At 32.5% G+C, this 24,311-nt stretch carries 25 protein-coding genes and 1 pseudogene; 6 read left to right on the top strand and 20 right to left on the bottom strand.

Annotated features, from left to right (window positions below):
• Window positions 1-123 precede the first annotated feature (123 nt).
• Window positions 124-222 (top strand): annotated as a pseudogene (locus IDG45_RS13935) (hypothetical protein); the annotation flags it as partial.
• A gap of 81 nt (window positions 223-303) precedes the next feature.
• Here the strand turns inward: IDG45_RS13935 and IDG45_RS10880 are convergent.
• From IDG45_RS10880 to IDG45_RS10820, 13 genes are all read right to left on the bottom strand, one after another.
• Window positions 304-723, bottom strand: coding sequence for a DUF4064 domain-containing protein (locus tag IDG45_RS10880; protein WP_001080459.1), 420 nt, complete (start codon window positions 721-723; stop codon window positions 304-306).
• A 282-nt stretch (window positions 724-1,005) separates the two neighbouring features.
• Complete coding sequence (gene auxB, locus IDG45_RS10875; protein ID WP_000896727.1) at window positions 1,006-2,025, bottom strand: lipoteichoic acid stability factor AuxB; 1,020 nt, start codon at window positions 2,023-2,025, stop codon at window positions 1,006-1,008.
• A 73-nt stretch (window positions 2,026-2,098) separates the two neighbouring features.
• On the bottom strand, window positions 2,099-3,172 hold the full coding sequence (locus IDG45_RS10870; protein WP_000819679.1) for an ABC transporter substrate-binding protein: 1,074 nt from the start codon (window positions 3,170-3,172) through the stop codon (window positions 2,099-2,101).
• A complete protein-coding gene (locus IDG45_RS10865; RefSeq protein ID WP_000872390.1) occupies window positions 3,172-3,981 on the bottom strand; it encodes an ABC transporter permease in 810 nt (269 codons plus the stop codon). Before IDG45_RS10865 ends, IDG45_RS10870 begins: the two co-directional genes overlap by 1 nt.
• 5 nt (window positions 3,982-3,986) lie before the next feature.
• Window positions 3,987-4,784 carry an ABC transporter permease gene (locus IDG45_RS10860; protein WP_001246555.1) on the bottom strand — a complete coding sequence of 266 codons (798 nt, stop codon included), beginning with the start codon at window positions 4,782-4,784 and terminating at the stop codon, window positions 3,987-3,989.
• Complete coding sequence (locus IDG45_RS10855) at window positions 4,777-5,871, bottom strand: ABC transporter ATP-binding protein (RefSeq protein ID WP_000433551.1); 1,095 nt, start codon at window positions 5,869-5,871, stop codon at window positions 4,777-4,779. Before IDG45_RS10855 ends, IDG45_RS10860 begins: the two co-directional genes overlap by 8 nt.
• A 12-nt stretch (window positions 5,872-5,883) precedes the next feature.
• The gene (relB, locus tag IDG45_RS10850; RefSeq protein ID WP_001020625.1) at window positions 5,884-6,423 is read right to left on the bottom strand and encodes a type II toxin-antitoxin system RelB family anti-toxin; all 540 of its coding nucleotides are present in this window, start codon (window positions 6,421-6,423) and stop codon (window positions 5,884-5,886) included.
• Window positions 6,424-6,566: 143 nt separating this feature from the next.
• Window positions 6,567-6,842 (bottom strand): UPF0223 family protein, encoded by a 276-nt coding sequence (locus IDG45_RS10845; RefSeq protein ID WP_000455588.1) that lies wholly within the window; start codon window positions 6,840-6,842, stop codon window positions 6,567-6,569.
• Between the two features lie 167 nt (window positions 6,843-7,009).
• Window positions 7,010-8,416 (bottom strand): dihydrolipoyl dehydrogenase, encoded by a 1,407-nt coding sequence (lpdA, locus tag IDG45_RS10840; RefSeq protein WP_000260117.1) that lies wholly within the window; start codon window positions 8,414-8,416, stop codon window positions 7,010-7,012.
• A gap of 3 nt (window positions 8,417-8,419) precedes the next feature.
• Window positions 8,420-9,712, bottom strand: a complete 1,293-nt coding sequence (locus IDG45_RS10835) for a dihydrolipoamide acetyltransferase family protein (RefSeq protein ID WP_000863437.1) — start codon at window positions 9,710-9,712, stop codon at window positions 8,420-8,422.
• A 90-nt stretch (window positions 9,713-9,802) separates the two neighbouring features.
• Window positions 9,803-10,780 (bottom strand): alpha-ketoacid dehydrogenase subunit beta, encoded by a 978-nt coding sequence (locus IDG45_RS10830; RefSeq protein WP_000068176.1) that lies wholly within the window; start codon window positions 10,778-10,780, stop codon window positions 9,803-9,805.
• A gap of 3 nt (window positions 10,781-10,783) precedes the next feature.
• On the bottom strand, window positions 10,784-11,896 hold the full coding sequence (gene pdhA / locus IDG45_RS10825; RefSeq protein WP_000035320.1) for a pyruvate dehydrogenase (acetyl-transferring) E1 component subunit alpha: 1,113 nt from the start codon (window positions 11,894-11,896) through the stop codon (window positions 10,784-10,786).
• A gap of 170 nt (window positions 11,897-12,066) precedes the next feature.
• Window positions 12,067-12,693 carry a YkyA family protein gene (locus IDG45_RS10820; protein WP_000668338.1) on the bottom strand — a complete coding sequence of 209 codons (627 nt, stop codon included), beginning with the start codon at window positions 12,691-12,693 and terminating at the stop codon, window positions 12,067-12,069.
• A gap of 364 nt (window positions 12,694-13,057) precedes the next feature.
• Here IDG45_RS10820 and def point away from each other — a divergent pair, with 364 nt between their 5' ends.
• From def to rnjA, 4 genes are all read left to right on the top strand, one after another.
• Window positions 13,058-13,609 (top strand): peptide deformylase, encoded by a 552-nt coding sequence (gene def / locus IDG45_RS10815; RefSeq protein WP_000957036.1) that lies wholly within the window; start codon window positions 13,058-13,060, stop codon window positions 13,607-13,609.
• A 330-nt stretch (window positions 13,610-13,939) separates the two neighbouring features.
• Window positions 13,940-14,062: a hypothetical protein gene (locus IDG45_RS10810; RefSeq protein ID WP_001788599.1), complete on the top strand. Its 123-nt coding sequence runs from the start codon at window positions 13,940-13,942 to the stop codon at window positions 14,060-14,062.
• 28 nt (window positions 14,063-14,090) lie between these two features.
• Window positions 14,091-14,309 carry a DNA-directed RNA polymerase subunit epsilon gene (gene rpoY / locus IDG45_RS10805; protein WP_000257888.1) on the top strand — a complete coding sequence of 73 codons (219 nt, stop codon included), beginning with the start codon at window positions 14,091-14,093 and terminating at the stop codon, window positions 14,307-14,309.
• Window positions 14,309-16,006, top strand: coding sequence for a ribonuclease J1 (gene rnjA / locus IDG45_RS10800; RefSeq protein WP_000811375.1), 1,698 nt, complete (start codon window positions 14,309-14,311; stop codon window positions 16,004-16,006). The genes rpoY and rnjA overlap by 1 nt, the downstream gene beginning before the upstream one ends.
• Window positions 16,007-16,470: 464 nt before the next feature.
• On the opposite strand, the gene IDG45_RS10795 is transcribed toward rnjA, so the two are convergent.
• The 3 genes from IDG45_RS10795 to IDG45_RS10785 form a co-directional block, all read right to left on the bottom strand.
• The gene (locus IDG45_RS10795) at window positions 16,471-17,133 is read right to left on the bottom strand and encodes a potassium channel family protein (protein WP_000514290.1); all 663 of its coding nucleotides are present in this window, start codon (window positions 17,131-17,133) and stop codon (window positions 16,471-16,473) included.
• Between the two features lie 132 nt (window positions 17,134-17,265).
• Window positions 17,266-18,285: a cytochrome d ubiquinol oxidase subunit II gene (locus IDG45_RS10790; protein ID WP_000638453.1), complete on the bottom strand. Its 1,020-nt coding sequence runs from the start codon at window positions 18,283-18,285 to the stop codon at window positions 17,266-17,268.
• Complete coding sequence (locus IDG45_RS10785) at window positions 18,282-19,643, bottom strand: cytochrome ubiquinol oxidase subunit I (RefSeq protein ID WP_000381852.1); 1,362 nt, start codon at window positions 19,641-19,643, stop codon at window positions 18,282-18,284. The genes IDG45_RS10790 and IDG45_RS10785 overlap by 4 nt, the downstream gene beginning before the upstream one ends.
• Before the next feature lie 197 nt (window positions 19,644-19,840).
• Between IDG45_RS10785 and nrdH the strand changes: the two genes are divergently transcribed.
• Complete coding sequence (gene nrdH / locus IDG45_RS10780) at window positions 19,841-20,074, top strand: glutaredoxin-like protein NrdH (RefSeq protein WP_001289618.1); 234 nt, start codon at window positions 19,841-19,843, stop codon at window positions 20,072-20,074.
• 236 nt (window positions 20,075-20,310) lie between these two features.
• Here the strand turns inward: nrdH and ptsP are convergent, their stop codons facing one another.
• The 4 genes from ptsP to IDG45_RS10760 all read right to left on the bottom strand — a co-directional run bounded on the left by ptsP (window position 20,311) and on the right by IDG45_RS10760 (window position 24,220).
• Window positions 20,311-22,029, bottom strand: coding sequence for a phosphoenolpyruvate--protein phosphotransferase (gene ptsP / locus IDG45_RS10775; protein WP_031927757.1), 1,719 nt, complete (start codon window positions 22,027-22,029; stop codon window positions 20,311-20,313).
• A 2-nt stretch (window positions 22,030-22,031) separates the two neighbouring features.
• On the bottom strand, window positions 22,032-22,298 hold the full coding sequence (locus tag IDG45_RS10770; RefSeq protein ID WP_000437472.1) for a phosphocarrier protein HPr: 267 nt from the start codon (window positions 22,296-22,298) through the stop codon (window positions 22,032-22,034).
• Window positions 22,299-22,451: 153 nt separating this feature from the next.
• Window positions 22,452-22,994, bottom strand: a complete 543-nt coding sequence (locus tag IDG45_RS10765; RefSeq protein ID WP_000505962.1) for a hypothetical protein — start codon at window positions 22,992-22,994, stop codon at window positions 22,452-22,454.
• A gap of 53 nt (window positions 22,995-23,047) precedes the next feature.
• Window positions 23,048-24,220 (bottom strand): class I SAM-dependent rRNA methyltransferase, encoded by a 1,173-nt coding sequence (locus IDG45_RS10760; protein ID WP_000685058.1) that lies wholly within the window; start codon window positions 24,218-24,220, stop codon window positions 23,048-23,050.
• Between the last annotated feature and the right edge of the window lie 91 nt (window positions 24,221-24,311).

Here is a 24,311-nt window from a genome sequence, read left to right as displayed (position 1 = left end):
TTCATGATTTTATTCTTTTCTTTAATCATGAAAGAATTACATTAAAAATGGCTGATTCTGTATAACAACAAAACCAACCATTAATTTTAATTATTTAATTGTCTACTAGACTGGGTGCAGTTCAAAACATGGGTTAATATCATTTCATGGACACTTATTATTATTCTAAGTATTTTAAATGTCTATTTAATCGTTCAAACATTCCAAGAACTACAAGGTTAAAAATAAAACCATTAAAATGTTGGTTGTATCTAATAATTAACAACTTAACATTTTAATGGTTTTTCTTTTGCTATGAACATATTAATGATAAATATACTCATCGTCCTTATGTGTAGTTTCTTTTGATTCTTTTTTAGAAATCGACATAATCATCACGATAATCCATAAGACAATTGCAATTAAATTAAGAGCCATCAAACTTACAATTATCGCGATAACAAAAAGTATAATCGATAATTTTCTACGCCCTTTAATACAAATTGTCGCAAATATACCATAAAGTGTTGAAATTAATAAAATAATTGCTAATGCACCAATTGTTGTCTGAAGCATATCTAAAGAAACCTTGCCACCGTTCTGAGATAATTGCTTCGCTAATTCTTCACGTTGTGATGCATTGCCACTTTTTAAAGAAAAATAGGATAGCCCCATAACTAATAAATAAATAATACTAATACTATTTGCAATCCAAGCCATGATTAATTCAGGTTTTCTATTCATCATAAAATCCTTTCTTTGTTTAATATTTTAATAAGTATACTACGAGCCTATAGATATACGCACATTAATTTCCTTGTATATTAACATATTTTTCATCTAATTTTTATAATAAACATCTGAATTCAGATTGATGGTAATTTAGGTGTATGGTAATGATAAATCGTCATTTAAAATTTTGACACCTAAACACTTTAATTAAAAGTTATCGATAATTAACCTCATATAAAAACCCAGATTAATAAGCAAAAGACCTCTACTTACTAATCTGGGTATCATCAATATTTATTCTTGCTCTTTTTTGTCCTTAACTTCACTTGAATTGCGTTCTTCAGAAATATCATTGTTGTAAATTTGACGTCGCTCTTCAAAATTCATTCGACGTTGACTAACTGCGCTAGGTTGATTTTTCCTATGTTCTTTCATTCGTTGGTTATAAGCTTTACGTTTTTCTTTTTTCTTAGCTTTAATTTCAGCTTTTTCTCGCTTTTGTTGTGCTTTCAATTCTTTTGGATCAACTTCAGGTTCTGCATAATAACCATCATCTTCAATACCTAGTTCTTCAGTACTTTTTTGTTTGTATTTAGCCTGTCTGGATAATACTGATGGTTCTTCCTCAGTGCGCTCATCATGATTATATTCACTTTCAACTGCTCGTTTAGGAAATTGATCATATTTATCTCTTTCCTGTTCTTGATCATATACAGTGTTTGATTTATCCAATTCTTTTTCATATTTAGGCACATCATAATAATCATCTTTCGGTTGTGGGCGCTCATACACAGGTTCACGATAATCATAAATCGGCCCATTGTACTCTTCATAATATTGTGGCGCAACCATTTCAACTTTATCTTTTCTTATAAATAGCATCATCGCAATAATAAAGAATAAGATCGGAATGATTAAAGTAACGATAAGTAAAACTAAAGGAATCGTTACAATTGCTGATATTAAGAATAAGAAACCTGACAAGATTCTTATATTCATAGATATGAGAGCTAAAAATGAAATCAACAAACAAACAATAAAGTAAACGATAATAGCCCATATACCATTTTGTAACCATATTACAAATTGTGTTGTATTATAGCCATTTCCAGCTAATAATTGCTGGATAAATGCATTATTGTTTAATGTATTTTCAAGATTAGCAATCGATGTGTTATTACTGAATGAAACAAGTGCTATAAACATCGTAATGACAGTAAGCACTAATAACATCACCCAACATAACCAACCTAGAACTTTTTCAGTTAATCTACTTACTGGACGTTTAATTTGAGTAAATTGTTCTCCAGCCATTCGTTACAACTCCTTATAGTACTTATCCCGTTATTATAACTAAATATACAGTAAATAACTACTATTTATGATTTTATTTTAATGACATTTTGAAATTCAAAAAGTTTTCATTGTATTCACTTAAAACTTCAGGTCCTAAATCTTTATAAACTTCAAGGCGTTCTTGCTCTTTCTTAGTCGGATAGAAACGATGGTCATCTTTAATCTCTTTAGGCAACAATTGTCGTGCAGCCTTGTTCGGCGTTGCATAGCCTACGAATTCTGTATTTTGCTTGTTATTTTTAGCATCTAATAAAAAATTCATAAATTTATATGCACCCTCTTTATTTTGTGCCGTTTTTGGAATTACCATATTGTCGAACCATAAATTCGATCCTTCTTTAGGAATAACATAGTTATATTTATCCCCTTCTTGCACTAGAGGTGCTGCAACACCACTCCAAACAACCGCAATGTTACCTTCATTTTGTTCAAGCATCATGGTAATTTCATCACCTACGACACCTCTTACTTGTGGTGCTAATTTAGTTAAATCTCGCTCTGCTTCTTTTAGATGGTGCGAATTACGGTCATTAAGATTATACCCAAGTTTGTTGAGACTCATGCCTATAATCTCTCTAGCACCGTCAACTAGTAAAATTTGGTTTTTAAATTTAGGATTATACAACGACTTCCAACTATCAAATGATTCATTTGGATACTTTTCTTTATTATATAAAATACCTACAGTTCCAAAGAAATAAGGTAAAGAGTATTTATTGCCTTTATCAAATGACATATTCATATAATCTGAATCCAAATTTTTAATATTAGGTACCTTATTATGATCTATTGGTAACAATAAATGATCTCTTTTCAATTTTTGAACTGTATATTCACTAGGAAAAGCAACATCATAATGTGTACCGCCATTGCGAATTTTGGCTTCCATCGCTTCATTTGAATCGAAAGTTTCATAAACGACTTGAATGCCAGTTTCTTTTTCAAATTTCTTAATTAACTCTGGATCAATATATTCGCCCCAATTGTATACGTAAATTTTTTGATTTGTATGCACTTGTTCTTTAGATTTAAACCAATGACTTAAAGTAAGACAAAGCATACCCACAACTAATGCACCTATAATGAGTTGTAAAAAACGTTTCATTATTTTACACCTCGCTTGATTAGTTTTTTCTTATTTATCACGTATTGAATCAAATAATATCCTAGTATTCCTAATACAATAACAGCAAACAATAATGTTGAAATCGCATTAATTTCCATACTAATTCCTTTTCTCGCCATAGCATAAACTTCAACTGATAACACACTAAAGCCATTACCAGTAACGAAGAAACTTACTGTGAAATCGTCTAGTGAATAAGTTAAAGCCATAAAGAATCCTCCTATAATAGAAGGTAAAATATTAGGAATAATAATGTTGCTTAATAATTGTGGTTCAGTCGCTCCTAAATCTCTTGCAGCATTTAACATATTATTATTCATTTCATACAGTTGTGGTAAGACGATAATCACAACTATAGGTATGCAAAATGCAATATGAGATATTAGAACTGTCCAAAATCCTAAACCAAGACCAGTAAAATGGCCAATCGTTGTAAACATAATTAAGAATGATGCACCTATGACAACGTCGGATGATACCATCAAGACATTATTCAATGTTAGTAAAGTTACTTTAAACTTTTTATTTCTTAAATAATAAATAGCAATGGCACCAAATGTACCAATAACTGTAGAAATTGAGGCTGCTAAAAGTGCTACAGCTATCGTATTAAAAATGACCGACATTAAATGATCATTTTGAAATAATGATTGATAATGCTCTAATGTAAAATGTTCAAAGTGAATCATATTACCAGCCGAATTGAATGAATAGAACATTAAAAAGAATATTGGGATGTATAAAATCGCTAAAAGTATCCCGATATACAGCTTTCCATACCATTTCATATGATTCACCCTCTCCCATTAGATGATTTTGTAATGATTAAAATGAATGCCATAAATACAATTAAGAATATAGCTATAGTTGATCCCATACCATAATTTTGAATTGTTAAAAATTGTTCCTCTATTGCCGTACCTATATTTATGACTTTATTACCTGCAATTAATCTTGTAATCATAAATAATGAAAGTGATGGAATAAAGGTTACTTGAATCCCAGTCATAACACCTTCTTTTGTTAACGGCATGATTACTTTTCTAAAAGTATAGAAAGGACTAGCACCTAAATCACTTGAGGCCTGCAATAAATTATTAGGAATTGCTTTCATGCTATTAAATATAGGTAAAATCATAAATGGTATATAAATGTAACTTGCCACTACTAAAAACGCACCAGTTGTAAATAACAAATTGAATGATGGTAAATTAAATAAGTGGAAAAATTGATTAATCACGCCATCATGACTTAATAAACCTATAAAAGCATATGTCTTTAACAATAAATTTATCCATGTTGGAATAATCATTATCATTAATAAGATATTTTGAAATTTCGAGCGAGTAATATAATAGGCAGCTGGATAACTGATAGCCAACGTAATAATTGTTATTAAAGCGGCATATAAAATTGAATATGCAAACATTTTTAAATATTTTGTAGTAAAAATTTGTTGATAATTCGTGAAACTAAAATGTCCATTGATATCTAAAAATGAAAAATAAATGAGTAATACAACTGGTACAATAATAAATATAACCATCCATAGTAAATACGGGATTAAGAGAAATTTATTAGTATTACGCATTGTCTACTTCCTCATAGCTTTCAATACGTTTATCAAACTCTTCTTCTGTTTCTCCAGGAACCATAATATGAATGGCTTCAGGATCAAAATAAAGACCAACTTCACTGCCTACTTCAGCTTTTTTAGTCGTTTGTATTACCCATTCATAACCTTTATTGTCTATACAACATATTTCATAGTGGACCCCTCTAAATAACATAGAATCAACAGTTGCTTTAAATAATCCTTCTTCAGCTTTGATTAATGATATATCTTCTGGTCGAATAACGACTTCTACTTTTTTATTTTCAGGAATACCCATATCGACACATTCGAAATCTTGCCCATAAATATTCACGACATAATCTCTAACCATGCGCCCTTCAACAATATTAGATTCTCCAATAAAATCAGCTACAAATCGATTCACTGGTTCGTCATATATATCTGTTGGTGTACCAAATTGTTGAATTTTCCCATCTTTTAATACAAAAAGAAAGTCACTTAATGCTAACGCTTCTTCTTGATCATGTGTTACAAATATAAATGTAATACCTAATCTAGATTGCAATTCTCGTAATTCATATTGCATTTCAGTACGCAATTTCAAATCTAATGCGGATAAAGATTCATCTAACAATAATATTTCTGGTTCATTTACGATAGCACGTGCAATTGCAACACGTTGCTTTTGTCCACCACTCATTTCATTAATATTCCTTTTTTCATAACCTGAAAGCTTAACTAATTTTAATGCCTCAGTTACTTTTTGATCAATTTCAGTTTTTGATAATTTTTTTAATTTCAAACCGAAAGCGATATTATCATAGACGTTTAAGTGTGGAAATAATGCATAATCTTGAAAGACTGTATTCACTTTACGTTTATTTGGCGGTAAATTACCAATTGGTTTGTTTTGATAAATCACTTCACCACTGTCAGGATATTCAAACCCTGCAATTAATTTTAAAATTGTTGTTTTACCACAACCTGAAGGACCTAATAATGTATAAAAGTATCCTGATTCAATATCAATATCTATGTCATCTAAGATATTAAGATCATCATAGCTTTTACTAACTGATTTTAATGATAATAATGGTTCCAAATAAGATCCCCCCTATAAATATGAAGCTGTCGCTACAATAAGTATTCGTGTTTCATTGTTTGATTCATTTGACAAACGATGATTATCTCGTGCTTTAAAATACAAAACGTCTTCTTCTTGTGCTTGATATATCTCTTTGCCTAAATTAAGTGTTATCTGACCTGACATACAATAAATAAACGTATCAGACTCTGATGGATTGAAATTTTTATATGATGCGCCAGGCTTTAAAGTTAATATTAATGGCTCCATATCATATTCATTTGACTTTGAAACTAACCAATTTAATATATAACCTTCATCATACTCATCATAAATAACTTGTTCTTCCTTCTTGTATAATACTTTTTCATTTTCACTGTCTTTAAAAAATTCACTTGGCGTCGTTCCTAACACCTCTATAATATTTAAGAAAGTTTCCATACTTGGTGAGGCATGTTCACTTTCTATTTGTGAAATGTAGCCTTTCGATAAGTCTGTACGTTCAGCAAGTTCTTCTTGCGTTAAATTTTTAATTCTTCTAAGATTTTTAATTTTATTACCTATGTTCATTTATTTTTCCACCTAAAAAAGCTATATTAAGTTTACTTTTATCAAACATTTTGTTTAACACTTGATAAAGGTATCAAAATATAGCTTTATTAGCAATAGTTTTAAAGAAAAAATCCTATTAAATTGTGTTAATTTCGAACGAATTATTTTTTAGCTGTTACTCTTTGTTCTTCAGAGTGATTTTTTACATCTTGAACTGCTTTGTAACTATTATAGCCACTACTTTTTTCGAAAGTATTAAAAATTTGTTTTTCCTCTGCTTTAGCAGGCACAATTTCTTTAAATCTTTTATATGCATCCATAAAGTCGCCTGCCGTCACGCCGGATTCATAATACTTCTCTACATGATTAAAGAAATTTATCACTGAAATCATCTCTTCATTACTCCAGTCTAAATCAATTGGATACTCATATTCCATTGTTGAACCCTCCATTTCAATTCTTTTGTTAGCATCGCTAGTATAACATGCATGTCACATGTTAACGATATCTCAAATCAATTTCCTTACACTACTTTACCTAAAACAAAAAAGCCGTAGCATATGCTACAGCTTTTAATGACTGAATCTTTATAGATAATCAGTTATTACATTGTATGGATTGGGTATCCGATAGCTTTTTCCGCTGCTTCCATAGTCATCTCACCTAATGTTGGATGTGCATGGATTGTTAATGCGATATCTTCAGCATTCATACCAGCTTCAATTGCTAAACCTAATTCAGAGATAATATCTGATGCACCAGTACCAACTACTTGAGCACCGATTAAAGTATCATCTTCTTTAAGTGTAATAAGTTTAACAAATCCGTTAGTATCATCTAATGATAATGCACGACCATTTGCTGCATATGGGAATTTAGAAGCTTTAATTGCTAAACCTTCTTCTTTAGCTTGCGCTTCTGAATAACCAACTGTAGCTAATTCTGGTTCAGTAAAGCATACTGCTGGCATACCAATGTAATCAACTTCAGCAGCTTGACCATCAATTGCTTCAGCAGCAACTTTAGCTTCATAGCTAGCTTTGTGAGCAAGTGGTAAACCTGGAACGATATCACCAATTGCATAGATATTGCTGATAGACGTACGGCTTTGTTTATCAACTTCTAATAATCCACGGTCAGCGAATTTAACACCTAATTCTTCTAGGCCTAATTCGTCTGTGTTTGGACGACGACCTACAGTTACTAATACATAATCAGCTTCGATTGTTTTCTCTTCGCCTTTAGCTTCATAAGTAACTTTAACTCCGTTATCTGTTTCTTCAGCTGATTTAGCCATAGCTTCAGTAACGATTTCAACACCTTTTTCTTTCATACCTTTTTTAACAGGTTGTGTCATTTGTTTTTCGAAGCCACCTAAGATATCTTTAGCACCTTCAAGGATGGTTACTTCTGAACCAAAGTTAGCAAATGCTGTACCTAATTCTGATCCAATGTATCCTCCACCAACTACAACTAATTTACCTGGTACTTCTTGTAAGTTTAAAGCACCTGTTGAGTCGATAACACGTTTACCGAATTTGAAATTAGGAATTTCAATTGGTCTTGAACCTGTTGCAATGATTGCATTTTTAAAGTTGTATGTTTGTGCGCTCTTTTCGTCCATAACACGTAAGCTATTGTTATCTACGAAATATGCTTCACCTTTAACGATGTTAACTTTGTTACCTTTAAGTAAGCCTTCAACACCACCAGTTAATTTATTAACAACTGATGATTTGAATTCTTGAACTTTTTGGAAGTTTAAAGAAACACTTTCAGCAATAACACCTAAGTTTTCAGAATGTTGTGCTTCAACAAAACGGTGAGAAGCATGTAGTAATGCTTTTGAAGGAATACATCCTACGTTTAAGCAAACACCACCAAGATTACCTTTCTCAACGATTGTTACTTTTTGTCCTAATTGAGCTGCACGAATTGCTGCAACGTATCCACCAGGACCTGCTCCGATTACTATAGTATCTGTTTCAATTGGGAAATCTCCAACTACCATGTTTTACCCCTCCATTAATAATAATTCTGGATTATTTAATAAACGTTTAATGTGATTCATTGCATTTTGGCCAGTTGCACCATCAATTTGTCTGTGGTCAAAGCTTAATGATAATGCTAATACTGGTGCTGCAACAATTTCTCCATCTTTAACGATAGGTTTTTGAGCAATACGGCCAATTCCTAAGATTGCTACTTCTGGGTGATTGATAACTGGAGTGAACCATTGTCCACCAGCTGAACCGATATTACTGATTGTGCATGTTGCACCTTTCATTTCATCGGCTGTTAATTTACCATCACGTGCTTTAACAGCTAATTCGTTAATTTCATCAGAAATTTGGAAAATAGATTTACGGTCAGCATGTTTCACTACAGGTACTAATAAACCTCTATCAGTGTCCGCCGCAATACCGATATTCCAGTAATGTTTATGCACAATTTCACCAGCTTCTTCATTGAATGAAGTATTAAGTGCTGGGTATTTTTTCAATGCAGAAACAAGTGCTTTAACAACATATGGTAAGAATGTTAACTTAGTACCTTGTTCAGCTGCGATTTCTTTAAATTTCTTACGGTGATCCCATAATGCTTGAACATCAATTTCATCCATTAATGTTACATGAGGTGCAGTATGCTTAGAGTTAACCATTGCTTTCGCAATTGCTCTACGCATAGCAGGGATTTTTTCAGTTGTTTCTGGGAAGTCGCCTTCTAATGATACTGCTGCAGGTGCTGCAGGAGTTTCAGCAACTTCTTCATTTGTAGCTGAAGCAGCTGATTCATTTGAAGCTGTTGGTGCACCACCATTTAAGTATGCATCTACATCTTCTTTTGTAATACGACCATTTTTACCAGATCCAGAAACTGCTTTAATGTTAACACCTTTTTCACGTGCGTATTTACGTACTGAAGGCATTGCTTTAACAGTTCTGTTTTCATCTACTTCTTCAGTTTGAGTAGCTACAGGTGCTTGCTCTGCTGGCGCTTCCTCTTTCGCAGGTTCTTCTTTAGATGATGAATCATCATCATGACCTTTAAATTGCATATCTTCTGCATCAGGTGCATCGATTTTAACAATAACGTCACCAACTACAGCTACTGTACCTTCTTCTACCATAACTTCTTCTACAGTACCAGATACTGGTGATGGGATTTCTACTACTGATTTATCGTTTTGTACCTCAGCTAAAACATCGTCTTCTTCAATAGTATCTCCAGCTTTAACAAACCATTTTACAATTTCACCTTCGTGGATACCTTCCCCGATATCGGGTAATCTAAATTCAAATGCCACGTTTTTGCCCTCCTAAGATTTCGTAAATTAAACATTTCATTTTAATCAATGAGACTAAAATACGCTAACTTCGTTAACTTTTAAAATGAATTAAAATTCTAAAGTTTCTTTTGCTTTTTCGATGATGTCATTTTTGTTTGGTAACCAAACATTTTCAGCTTGAGTGAATGGATAAATTGTATCTGCTGCTGCAACTCTTCCAATAGGTGCTTCTAATGAAAGGATTGCACGTTCACTTAATTCAGCTACAACTGCTGCACCAACACCAGCTTGACGTTGTGCTTCTTGAACTACAACTGCACGACCAGTTTTTTCAACTGAAGCTACAATTGTGTCAACATCGATTGGTTGAACAGTACGTAAGTCAATTACTTCAACAGAATAACCATCTTTTTCAAGTTCTTCTGCAGCTTTCATTGATTCTTGAACCATTGCACCGTATGTGATGATTGAAATGTCATTACCTTCTTTTTTCACATTAGCCTTACCAATGTCAATTGTATATTCTTCTTCAGGTACTTCTTCACGGAATGAACGATACAATTTCATATGCTCTAAGTATACGACTGGGTCATTACTTCTAATAGAAGAAATTAATAAACCTTTCGCATCGTATGGTCCTGAAGGAATAACAACCTTTAGACCTGGAGATTGAGCTAAAATACCTTCTAAATTATCTGCGTGCAATTCAGGTGTGTGTACGCCACCACCAAATGGGCTACGAATTGTTACAGGTGCAGTTTTAGTACCGCCTGAACGGAAACGAGTACGTGCAATTTGTCCAGCAATCGCATCAAATACTTCGAATACGAAACCTAAGAATTGTACTTCCATAACCGGACGGAATCCTTCAACTGCAAGACCCATTGCTAAACCGCCAATACCTGATTCAGCTAAAGGTGTATCGAATACTCTATCTTCACCAAATTCTTTTTGTAGTCCTTCAGTAACACGGAAAACACCGCCGTTAACACCAACGTCTTCACCAAAAATTAAAACATCTTGGTCATTTTTAAGTTCAGTTTTAAGCGCATCATTAATCGCTTGAACCATTGTCATTTGTGCCATGGCTTACTTCGACTCCTTCTCTTTGTAAATTTCATATTGTTCTGCTAAGTTTTGAGGCATATCTTCATACATAATTTCCATTAGAGAAGTAACAGTTTGTTTTTCAGTGTTATCAGCCTCTTTAATTGCTGCTTTAATATCAGCTTTTGCACGTTCAATAACTTCATTTTCTTTGTCTTCATTCCATAAACCTTTGTTTTCAAGGAATTTACGGAAACGTACTAATGGATCTTTTTTCTCCCATTCAGCATCTTCGTCTGAAGTTCTGTAACGAGTTGGATCGTCACCAGCCATTGTATGAGGACCATAACGATATGTCATAGTTTCAATTAATGTTGGACCTTCACCTGCAACTGCGCGGTCACGTGCTTCTTTAGTTGCTTGATATACAGCTAACGCATCCATACCATCAACTTGGATACCAGGAATACCTACAGCAATTGCTTTTTGAGCTAATGTTTCAGCAGCAGTTTGCTTGCTTCTTGGTGTTGAAATTGCATAGTTATTGTTTTGAATAACGAAAATTGCAGGTGCTTTATAAGCTGCTGCAAAGTTAATACCTTCGTAGAAATCACCTTGTGAAGAACCACCGTCACCAGTGTAAGTGATTGCAACTGCATTTTTACCACGTTTTTTAAGTGCAAATGCAACACCAGCAGCTTGAATGTATTGTGCACCGATAATAATTTGTGGGCTTAATGCATTAACGCCTTCAGGGAATTGATTTCCTTTGAAGTGACCTCTTGAGAATAAGAAAGCTTCTGTTAATGGTAAACCATGCCAAATAATTTGAGGAACATCTCTGTATCCAGGTAAAATATAATCTTCTTTTTCTAAAGCGTATTGTGACGCTAATTGTGATGCTTCTTGACCAGCAGTTGGTGCATAGAAACCTAAACGTCCTTGTCTGTTTAATGAGATAGAACGTTGATCAAGGATACGAGTCCATACCATTCTTTCCATTAATTCTACTAATTGTTCATCCGTAAGATCAGGTACTAAGTCTTCATTTACGACGTTACCATTCTCATCCAAAATTTGAACCATTTCAAATTTCGATTGAGTATCATTTAAAACTTTTACTGCATCGAATTGGGCTTGTAACTTAGGAGCCATTCAATTCACCATACCTTTCCCATAATTGTATAGAAATTCATTTTATCCTTACTAATTGTACCACAAATAAATGGGACTGTTAAACCATTTGAAAAAGTTCTGTTTTAATAAAAAAAGATACAGATAATAGGAACTGTATTAGTTGTTTCCTACCATCTGTATCATATTAATTATTTAAATTGATCAACGTCTTGCTTTTCTTTACCAACCTTATTTAGTACTTTTGTATATTTTTCAGATACTTCTTTTAACTTTTTATAGTTCTGTTCTATTGCTTTTGATTTTTCATTAACACCTTGTTGTGTCGCATCATTTTGATTTAAATATTTAAACAATGTTTTTTCTGAATTGACAGCATTTTTATAAGCTTTAGAGTATTCACCATGCAATTTGTATTTTTCTTTTAATACATCATCTAATTGTTTTACTTCTTTACGTTTAACATCATTATCAATGTTATCAACGTGACTTTTTGCTTTCTTAAAGTCTTGTTCAGACTTCTTAATTGCGTCTTCTTCTTTTTCAAATTCCTTTAGACGATCATCGGCATTTTTAATTAAATCTTTTACTGCTTTACCGCGAACTGCTGTATCTTTACTATTGACATCTTCAGTTAATTTTTTCTTTTTCTCATCTAATTCAGCAATTTTCTTACCAACAGTTTTAATTGGTTCTTCATCGTCTTTAATTTTATCCACTTGCTTTAAATATGCCTTAATTTCTTTTTTATCCGTAGTACATCCTGCAAGCAAGACACTAGATGCTAATACTACTGCGATTGTTTTTCCAAATTTCATTACTTGTACCTCCACTTGCTATTTAAATTAAATGATAAATAAAATCTGCTTGGAAATCAATTTTAAACAATTACATTACACATCTTCATTACTAAGTATATCTGTTGACAGTTACGTCATTTATAATATAATTTTTAAAGTCAAGATGATAAATAAATTGCTAAAGTATCATTGCTTGAAATCAACACTTTAATCATTTTTTAGGCAATTAGCATATCTGAAAATTTACATATACTATCTAAAATAAACCTTGGCAGTAGTTGGTTAACTTTGTACATACTTACACATAAAAATGTATGAGTATCTTAACAACCTTTTTACTGTCATTCAACTAAAACAAATTAAAATAAGGAAGGTGCAATATATGTTAACTATGAAAGACATCATTAGAGACGGTCATCCAACTTTGCGTCAAAAAGCAGCCGAGCTAGAATTACCATTAACTAAAGAAGAAAAAGAAACATTAATCGCCATGAGAGAGTTTTTAGTAAATAGTCAAGATGAGGAAATCGCGAAACGATACGGTTTACGTTCAGGCGTTGGTTTGGCTGCACCTCAAATTAATATTTCTAAACGTATGATTGCTGTTTTAATACCAGATGATGGCAGTGGCAAATCTTATGACTATATGCTTGTGAACCCCAAAATTGTAAGTCATAGCGTTCAAGAAGCCTATTTACCAACTGGTGAAGGTTGCCTTAGTGTCGATGATAATGTTGCTGGTCTAGTTCACCGTCATAATAGAATTACAATTAAAGCCAAAGACATCGAAGGTAATGATATACAGTTACGACTAAAAGGATATCCAGCAATTGTTTTCCAACATGAAATTGACCATTTAAATGGTGTAATGTTCTATGATCACATTGATAAAGATCACCCATTACAACCACATACAGATGCAGTAGAAGTTTAAAACACACTATTACTAATTATCAAAGCTTAGGATAAATATGATGTCCTAAGCTTTTTCTTTTACAACTTTTCCTAATAAATAACAGTAAAATATTTTCACCCTTCTACCAAACTTTTTATCCCCTCATTTAAATTTTATCGTTTCATATAAAATCCTTTAATTCTTTCTTAACATTAATTTATAATCTCTACATTTATTTTAATAAATAGAACTGCACATTTATTCGAAATACTTAGATTTCTAGTGAGATAAACTGCTTTATTTATTATCATTCATCATGTAAAATAAGATTTAACTGAAATTTTAGTGTTATTTCACTAATTTTTTAAAATGAACGACATGATGAACCTAGTTATTAACCAAATCGTTATTAAGTTACATTATAGAGATGATTGGAATGAATTTATCGATATATACTCCAATACGATTTTACTAGGGTTAACAATAAATTAAACAAACATTCTTAGGAGGAATTTTTAACATGGCAGTATTTAAAGTTTTTTATCAACATAACAGAGACGAGGTAATTGTGCGTGAAAATACACAATCACTTTATGTTGAAGCTCAAACAGAAGAACAAGTACGTCGTTACTTGAAAGATCGTAATTTTAATATCGAATTTATCACTAAATTAGAGGGCGCACATTTAGATTACGAAAAAGAAAACTCAGAACACTTTAATGTGGAGATTGCTAAATAATGAAACAATTACATCCAAATGAAGTAGGTGTATATGCACTTGGAGGTCTAGGTGAAATCGGTAAAAATACTTATGCAGTTGAGTATAAAGACGAAATTGTCATTATCGATGCAGGTATCAAATTCCCTGATGATAACTTATTAGGGATTGATTATGTTATACCCGACTACACATATCTAGTTCAAAACCAAGATAAAATTGTTGGCCTATTTATAACACATGGTCACGAAGACCATATAGGCGGTGTGCCCTTCCTATTAAAACAACTTAATATACCTATTTATGGTGGTCCTTTAGCATTAGGTTTAATCCGTAATAAACTTGAAGAACATCATTTATTACGTACTGCTAAACTAAATGAAATCAATGAGGACAGTGTGATAAAATCTAAGCACTTTACGATTTCTTTCTACTTAACTACGCATAGTATTCCTGAAACTTATGGCGTCATCGTAGATACACCTGAAGGAAAAGTAGTTCATACCGGTGACTTTAAATTTGATTTTACACCTGTAGGCAAACCAGCAAACATTGCTAAAATGGCTCAATTAGGTGAAGAAGGCGTTCTATGTTTACTTTCAGACTCAACAAATTCACTTGTGCCTGATTTTACTTTAAGCGAACGTGAAGTTGGTCAAAACGTAGATAAGATCTTCCGTAACTGTAAAGGTCGTATTATATTTGCTACCTTCGCTTCTAATATTTACCGAGTTCAACAAGCAGTTGAAGCTGCTATCAAAAATAACCGCAAAATTGTTACGTTCGGTCGTTCGATGGAAAACAATATTAAAATCGGTATGGAACTTGGTTATATTAAAGCACCACCTGAAACATTTATTGAACCTAATAAAATTAATACCGTACCGAAGCATGAGTTATTGATACTATGTACTGGTTCTCAAGGTGAACCAATGGCAGCATTATCTAGAATTGCTAATGGTACTCATAAGCAAATTAAAATTATACCTGAAGATACCGTTGTATTTAGTTCATCACCTATCCCAGGTAATACAAAAAGTATAAACAGAACTATTAATTCCTTGTATAAAGCTGGTGCAGATGTTATCCACAGCAAGATTTCTAACATCCATACTTCAGGGCATGGTTCTCAAGGTGATCAACAATTAATGCTTCGATTAATCAAGCCGAAATATTTCTTACCTATTCATGGTGAATACCGTATGTTAAAAGCACATGGTGAGACTGGTGTTGAATGCGGCGTTGAAGAAGATAATGTCTTCATCTTTGATATCGGAGATGTCTTAGCTCTAACACACGATTCAGCTCGTAAAGCTGGTCGCATTCCATCTGGTAATGTACTTGTTGATGGTAGTGGTATCGGTGATATCGGTAATGTTGTAATAAGAGACCGTAAGCTATTATCTGAAGAAGGTTTAGTTATCGTTGTTGTTAGTATTGATTTTAATACAAATAAATTACTTTCTGGTCCAGACATTATTTCTCGAGGATTTGTATATATGAGAGAATCAGGACAATTAATTTATGATGCACAACGCAAAATCAAAACTGATGTTATTAGTAAGTTAAATCAAAATAAAGATATTCAATGGCATCAGATTAAATCTTCTATCATTGAAACATTACAACCTTATTTATTTGAAAAAACAGCTAGAAAACCAATGATTTTACCAGTCATTATGAAGGTAAACGAACAAAAAGAATCAAACAATAAATAATCAAAAAGCTACTAACTTTGAAGTGAAGTTTTAATTAAACTCACCACACATTGTTAGTAGCTTTTTCTTTATATATGATGAGCTTGAGACATAAATCAATGTTCAATGCTCTACAAAGTTATATTGGCAGTAGTTGACTGAACGAAAATGCGCTTGTAACAAGCTTTTTTCAATTCTAGTCAGGGGCCCCAACATAGAGAATTTCGAAAAGAAATTCTACAGGTAATGCGAGTTGGGGTGTGGGCCCCAACATAGAGAAATTGGATTCCCAATTTCTACAGACAATGCAAGTTGGGGTGGGACGACGATAAAGAAATACTTTTTCTATAGAAATTAGTATTTCTTATGCATGAGTTTTACTCATGTATTCCTATTTTTAAGTACACATTAGCTGTGGCTAATGTGTAAGAACCACTACATAATAAATCATTAGTGGCTCTTTATCATTTCTGTCCCACTCCCGATTATCTCGTCGCAATATTTTTTTCAAAGCGATTTAAATCATTATCATGTCCAATCATAATTAAAATATCACCTATTTCTAAATTAATATTTGGATTTGGTGAAATGATGAACTCTTTGCCTCGTTTAATTGCAATAATGTTAATTCCATATTGTGCTCTTATATCTAAATCAATGATAGACTGCCCCGCCATCTTTTCAGTTGCTTTCAATTCTACAATAGAATGCTCGTCTGCCAACTCAAGATAATCAAGTACACTTGCACTCGCAACATTATGCGCAATACGTCTACCCATATCACGCTCAGGGTGCACAACCGTATCTGCTCCAATTTTATTTAAAATCTTTGCATGATAATCATTTTGTGCTTTAGCAGTTACTTTTTTTACACCTAACTCTTTTAAAATCAAAGTCGTCAACGTACTTGATTGAATATTTTCACCAATTGCCACAATGACATGATCAAAGTTACGGATACCTAAACTTTTCATAACTGCTTCATCTGTTGTATCTGCAACAACCGCATGAGTAGCGATATCACTATATTCATTCACTCTATTTTCATCATGGTCGATGGCCATTACATCCATGTCTAATGCATTCAACTCACGAACGATACTACCTCCAAAACGACCTAGACCGATGACTACATATTCTTTACCCATACTCGCCCTCCATTAAATGATTTTCATCAATTCATTGAAAATATAAATTTAAAATTATTATAAATGAGTACCCCAACTAAATTATCTAAATGCAGTAATGCAAGTAAATGAAAGTTGGGGTATCGTCTCAACTTATGATTTCTTTCCTTCAACATATTCTTTGTCGAAAACAAATAATCTTAATAATAATATTAACGATGGAAGTAATAAAAGTAAACCTAAAATAAAGACAATCACTAATGTCCAGCCCATTTCTGGATTAACATATGCATCTGTAATTTTTACAAACGGATATAAAAGGTATGGCAATTTACTAATTCCATAGCCAAAGAACGCGAACATCATTTGTAAAATAACAAATACAAAAGCCAAACCATGTTTTTTCTTAAAGAATGTTAACAATGAAGCTAATGCAAAGAATAAGAAACTTATAGCAAACATCCACCAGTAGTCAAAAACAGCTGAATAAAAATGTTCAGAATTTTGAATGCGTAATGATAGAAATACGAATAAACAAATGATAATCATCGGTGGCCCTAAAAATATGTGCCATTGTCTTGTTAAATTATATGCAGGTTCGTCATTTGCTTTTTTAGCATAATATGTCAAAAATCCTGATGAAATATATAAAACTGAAATAATCGCCAAGAATACTACAGACCAAGCAAATGGGCTTAATAGTAACTGCACCCAATCTAGATCGATAACATTGTTTCGAACATTAATATAACCACCTTCTGTAATAGTTAAAGCAGTTGATAATGAAGCTGGAATTAATAATCCACTTACCCCATACATGATCATCCATGCTAATTTTGTATCTTGACCATAATTTTCAAATGCATAAAAACTGTTTCTCAACGATATCATAATCAGTGCTATTGAACCTGGTATTAACAATACCGTGCCTAAATATTTGATTGACTCTGGAAAGAAACCTACGAATCCTACGAAGAAGAAAACAAAGAATACATTCGTAACTTCCCAAACTGGGTTCAAATAACGTGAAATTAAGTGATTAATTTTCTTTTCATCACCAGTTAACTTTGAATGCAATGCGAAGAAACCTGCCCCAAAATCTATAGAAGCAATAATGATATAGCAAAATAAAAACAACCATAACACTGTTATACCTATAAATGCATAAATCATTTTTCTATTTCTCCTCCTTGCTTCTTGGCTAAACGATTTACATCTTCATACGCCGGTTTATTTTTAAACATACGAATTAATACGTATGCACATGTATACATTAAAATGATGTACAATACGCCAAATAAAATTGTAACGAAGGTTATTCCGCCTGCTTGTGTTGCTGCTTCTGCCACGCGCATATAACCACGAACAATCCAAGGCTGTCTACCCATCTCTGTTAAGAACCATCCAAATTCTATAGCTAGCATTGAAGCTGGTCCTGTTAATAATATTCCGTAAAGCATCCATTTATGAGTAGAAAACTTTCTAAGCTTTTTAAACATTAAAGTTAAGACATAAACACCTGAAATGACAAAACATAAAATTCCCATCGTTACCATTAAATCAAAGAAATAATGGACAATCATAGGCGGATGTAAACTTTTCGGAAAATCATTTAACCCTTGCACTTTAGTTTTGACACTATTATCTGCTAAGAAACTCAATAGTCCAGGTAATTCAATCGCACCTTTAACTTGCTGAGTCTTTTCATCTAACACACCAAATAATAATAATTTGGCATGGGAAGATGTATCGAAATGCCATTCATAAGCTGCTAATTTTTCAGGTTGGAATTTATGCAAAAATTTTGCAGATAAATCCCCTGCCAACATAGAAAGTAAAGTTGAAAAGAATCCAACAATCATAGACATTTTCAAAGCTTTCTTATGGTAGACAGTATCTTTAGGTTGACGATTACGCAATAATTTAAAAGCTGCTATTGATGCAATAACAAATGCCATCGTCATACCGGCTGTAGTAATTACGTGAAATGATCGAACTATAAACGATGGGTTAAACATCGCTTCTATAGGTTGAACATTGACCATCTTTCCATTCTTCAACTCAAAACCTGCAGGCGTATTCATAAATGAATTCACTGAAGTAATGAAGAATGCTGAGAAAGAGCCACCAATAATTACTGGTATACTAATTAAGAAATGTGTCCATTTATTTTTAAAACGATCCCAAGTATATAAATATATACTTAAGAAAATAGCTTCAAAGAAGAACGCAAATGTTTCCATAAATAATGGAAGTGCAATAACGTGTCCACCCATTTCCATAAATGTAGGCCAAATCAATGATAATTGAAGTCCTATAATTGTACCTGTAACAACTCCCACTGCTACAGTAATCGTATAAGCTTTAGCCCATCTTTTGGCCATAGCTATATATTGAAGATCATTTTTGCGAATACCTAAAAATTCTGCAATTGCGAACATTAAAGGCATACCAACACCAATCGTTGCAAAAATGATATGAACTGCTAAAGTCATAGCTGTCAAAAACCGACTGATTTCAACTGTATCCATTTAAAAACATCACCTTTTTCTTTTTTTGATGACAACACAATGAACTTAATTATAATTGCTATAATGTGTATTTTTAAAACATTATGCGCTATGAAATTGTGTATAATTTATGTCAGTTCACAATGTGTTCACAAATTTGAATTTCAATGTATAATTGTGTATATTACATTAGAATAAAGCACGAAGGAGCATGATACATGTCAGAAATAATCGTTTATACGCAGAATGATTGTCCACCTTGTACATTTGTAAAAAATTATCTAAATGAGCATCAAATTGATTTTGAAGAAAGAAATATCAACAATCAACAATATCGAAACGAAATGATAGATTTTGATGCTTTTTCAACTCCGTTTATTTTGTTGAATGGCAATCCAATGTACCATGTTGATCTTGATGAAATCAACAAAGTATTAAATATACAAGATTAATTTTCATCTAAATCGACTTCATCATTTTTAGCTATCATAAATTAAATATCGATTTTTAAATTAATTAACATTAATTAAAGAACAACATTTTGCTAATGACACCTAGTTGTTTAATTAGTTAGCAACAACATTCCTTGAAATTAACATAAATCATAAAAAAAGAACCCGAAGTATTCATAATTACTCACAATGAATACTTCGGGTTTATTTATAATTCTGTCTTTCGAAAGAATTAATTATTTTACGTAGTTGTTAACTAATTCAATAACTTCTTCTTGCGTTGCACAGTCGACTGCACGGTTAGCAAGTTCAGTCATTTCATTTTTACTTAAACCATTAATTTGTCTTCTTGCTTTCAGAATAGACGTTGCACTCATAGAGAACTCATCTAAACCTAAACCAAGTAATAATGGAATAGCTGTTTCATCTCCAGCCATTTCACCACACATACCTGTCCATTTACCTTCTTTATGTGACGCTTCAATAACTTGTTTAACTAAACGCAAGATTGAAGGGTTATATGGTTGGTATAGATATGATACACGCTCTGACATACGGTCAGCAGCTAATGTGTATTGAATTAAATCATTTGTACCGATACTGAAGAAATCTACTTCTTTAGCAAAGACATCAGCTAATGCTGCTGTTGCAGGTATCTCTACCATGATTCCTAATTCTATATCATCTGAAATGTCATGACCTTCATTTTTAAGGTTTTCTTTTTCTTCTAATAATATAGCTTTAGCTTCTCTAAATTCGTTAATTGTTGCAACCATTGGGAACATGATATTTAACTTACCATAAACTGATGCACGTAATAATGCACGTAGTTGCGGTCTAAAAATATCTTGTTGCGCAAGGCATAAACGAATCGCACGGTAACCTAAGAATGGATTCATTTCTTCAGGCAAGTTTAAGTATGATAATTCTTTATCTCCACCTATATCTAAAGTACGTACAACAACACGTTTACCGTTCATTGCTTCTAATACTTCTTTATAAGCTTCAAATTGCTCTTCTTCTGTAGGCATTTGGTCACGACCCATATATAAAAACTCAGTTCTATATAAGCCGATACCTTGTGCACCATTTTCAATAACACCTGGCAAATCATTAGGTGTACCAATATTTGCAGCAAGCTCTGCGTGAACACCATCAACTGTAACAGTATCAGCATCACGTAGTTTTTGTAATTCTTTCTTGTCAGCAAAATAACGCTCACGTTTATCTTGATAAGCGATTAACTCATCTTCAGTTGGATTAACGATTACATCACCATTTAATCCATCTACGATAATCATGTCGCCTTGTTTAACTTCTTGAGTAATTGATTTTGTACCAACAATTGCTGGAATTTCTAAAGAACGACTCATAATCGCAGAGTGACTTGTTCTTCCGCCAATGTTTGTAGCAAAACCTTGTACGAATTCTTTATTTAATTGAGCAGTATCAGATGGCGTTAAGTCATTCCCTACAATAACAACGCTTTCATCGATCATACTCGGATTCGGTAATTCTACACCTAAAATATGTGATAACACACGTTTAGAAACGTCGCGAATATCAGCCGCACGTTCTTTCATGTATTCGTTATCCATAGATTCAAAAATTGTAACAAATTGTGTTGTTACATCCGTTAATGCTGTAGCAGCATTAGCGTTTTCATTTTTAATCTTATCTTGGATTGGTTGAATTAATTCAGGGTCATCTAAAACTAATAAATGTGCATCAAAGATAGCAGCTTTATCAGCACCTAGTTGAACCTCTGCATTATTTCTAATTTTAGTTAACTCAACTTTAGAAGCTTCGATAGCGCCATTGAACTTTGCAACTTCTCCTTCAACATCAGTGACTTTTTCATTTTTGTCGAATGTTAAGTCTGGCTCAACTAATAAATAAGCTTTAGCAATTGCGACACCATCAGATGCGGCAATACCTTTAATTAATTTAGACATGATTATTTAGTCAATCCTTCTTTTGATAAGACGTCACTGATTGCTTGAATGGCGTCAGATTCATCACTACCGTCAGCATAAATTGTAATTTCAGCATCTTTACCAACACCAAGGCTCATAACACCCATGATTGATTTTAAGTTAACTTTCTTACCGTTATATTCTAATTGAATATCAGAATCGAATTTTGAAGCTGTTTGTACTAACATTGTTGCTGGTCTAGCGTGAATACCAGTCTCGTCGATGATTACATATGAATTTTGTTCCATAATTACATTTCTCCTTCGTATAGTTAGAATCTTCAATATTATTACAATACTAACTTAGTTTTATACATTAACTTTACCAAAACCATGCTTTAAATTCAATTCGTTTAAAACCGGTTTCAGTAAAATTTGCAAATTGCAAAACTATTATAGCACCTACATGACATTTTTAATAACATTTTCGCATTTTTGAATGTGATCTTTTCCAATTTTATTCATAAAATAATAACTAATTGATGCAGATACAGCTTGTCCTACTACCGGGAACCATTTCGTTTGTTTTGCAGCAGTACGTTTAGCTACATCTCTAATAACTATTTTTAAAAATGCACTTGAAATTCTTTTACCAATAAATTGACTACCTTGAATTGCTGCTGCAGACATAACTCTTTCTTTCACATCATCTCCAAGGCTATTAACTTGCTTATGATCTAAGCCATAAATTTTATTAACATCTTCGATAATATCTTTCATTAATTTTAAATCAACACCAAAGTCTAATCCAGGAATTGGAACAACGCTCATTGTTGATGACATTAAAGACTTTCTCTTTACAATTGCTTCAGCACGTTGTCGTCTTTCATTTAATTCTTTAATTGTCGTAGGCATTGCACCCTTTTCATTAATGTTTTCTATTTTAAAAACTGAATTACCAATTTTATTAGTTAAATTTGACGTTAAATTATTTTTGAATCCCATAATATTATCACCCTTCTTTTTCTCAATAAGTTACTATACCCCTTTTTATCAAATTAATGTCTAATATTTACAAAAACAGCTTTTAAATATTTAGATGGCTTATAATGTGGATGTGTTTTAAAATCTTTTGGTAATCCCATAACTTCAGTTAATTCATAATCAACGCCACTCTCTTCAAGTGTCTTTTTAATAGTATTTTTAAATTGCTTTAATGGATATACACTTGCGTTTGTACATAATAATAATGTTCCTTCAGATGATAAGATATTTAAGGCGCCATTAATTAATTTGTCATAATCTTTTTGCACTGAAAATGTACGTTTTTTGTTGCGTGCAAAGCTAGGTGGATCAATCACGATCGTGTCATAACTATGTCCATGACGTGCAGCATATTTATAGAAATCAAAAGTGTCCATGACATAAATATATTGAGATTTAGGATCAATAGCATTTAATCCAAAATTTTCTTCAGTTAAACTACGAGAACGATTAGCCAAATCTACACTTGTTGTTGAAGATGCCTCACTTGCTGCTATTACAGAAAAAGCACCTGTATAACTAAATAAGTTTAAAACATGGCGTTCTTTGGCATATTGATCCCTTAATTTCTTGCGCACTTCTTTTTGATCTAAAAAGATACCTGTCATCAAACCATCTTCAAGGTCTACGTTATAAAATGTGAAGTTTTCTTCGATAACAATTGGAAACTCAGGTGCATCGCCTTCAACAAAACCACCACTATATTCGCTGTCTTTAAATCTTACTTTTTCGTAAATAGATTTATAATCAAATACTTTTCTAACCGCTTCAAGAATGGCATATTTAAATTTATAAATACCTTTTGAGTACCATTGAATCAACAAATGGCCATCGTAATTGTCGATCGTCAATCCCCCAACACCATCACCTTCAGCATTAAATAATCTAAAAGCATTTGTTCCATCTATATTAAAATAATAATCACGTTCTGCTAATGCAGTTTTAAACAATTTCACAAAGAAAGCTGTATTGATTTCTTGAGCTTTATCGTATGTTAGAACCCAACCTAATCCTTTATGTTGGCGACCAACATAAGCCGTTGCAACATATTGTGATTTATCAGTCACAATTTGAAAAATATCTCCTTCTTTTAAATGATCTTGTGAATAGATATCCTCTTCTTCAATTAAAGGATATCCATTAAAATATTTTGTTTCTTTGCCTTTGTTCAGAGTTGCTATTTTCATCTGACAACTTCCTTTCTGTGTATCGTTGTAGTTTTATATAGATTAAATTGTTTGCCAAATTTCAATATCATCTACTTCTAATCTTACTGTT

It is taken from the genome of Staphylococcus sp. EG-SA-10, from assembly GCF_017151945.1.
GTDB lineage: Bacteria > Bacillota > Bacilli > Staphylococcales > Staphylococcaceae > Staphylococcus > Staphylococcus aureus.
This window is presented reverse-complemented; position numbering and strand designations above follow the sequence as displayed.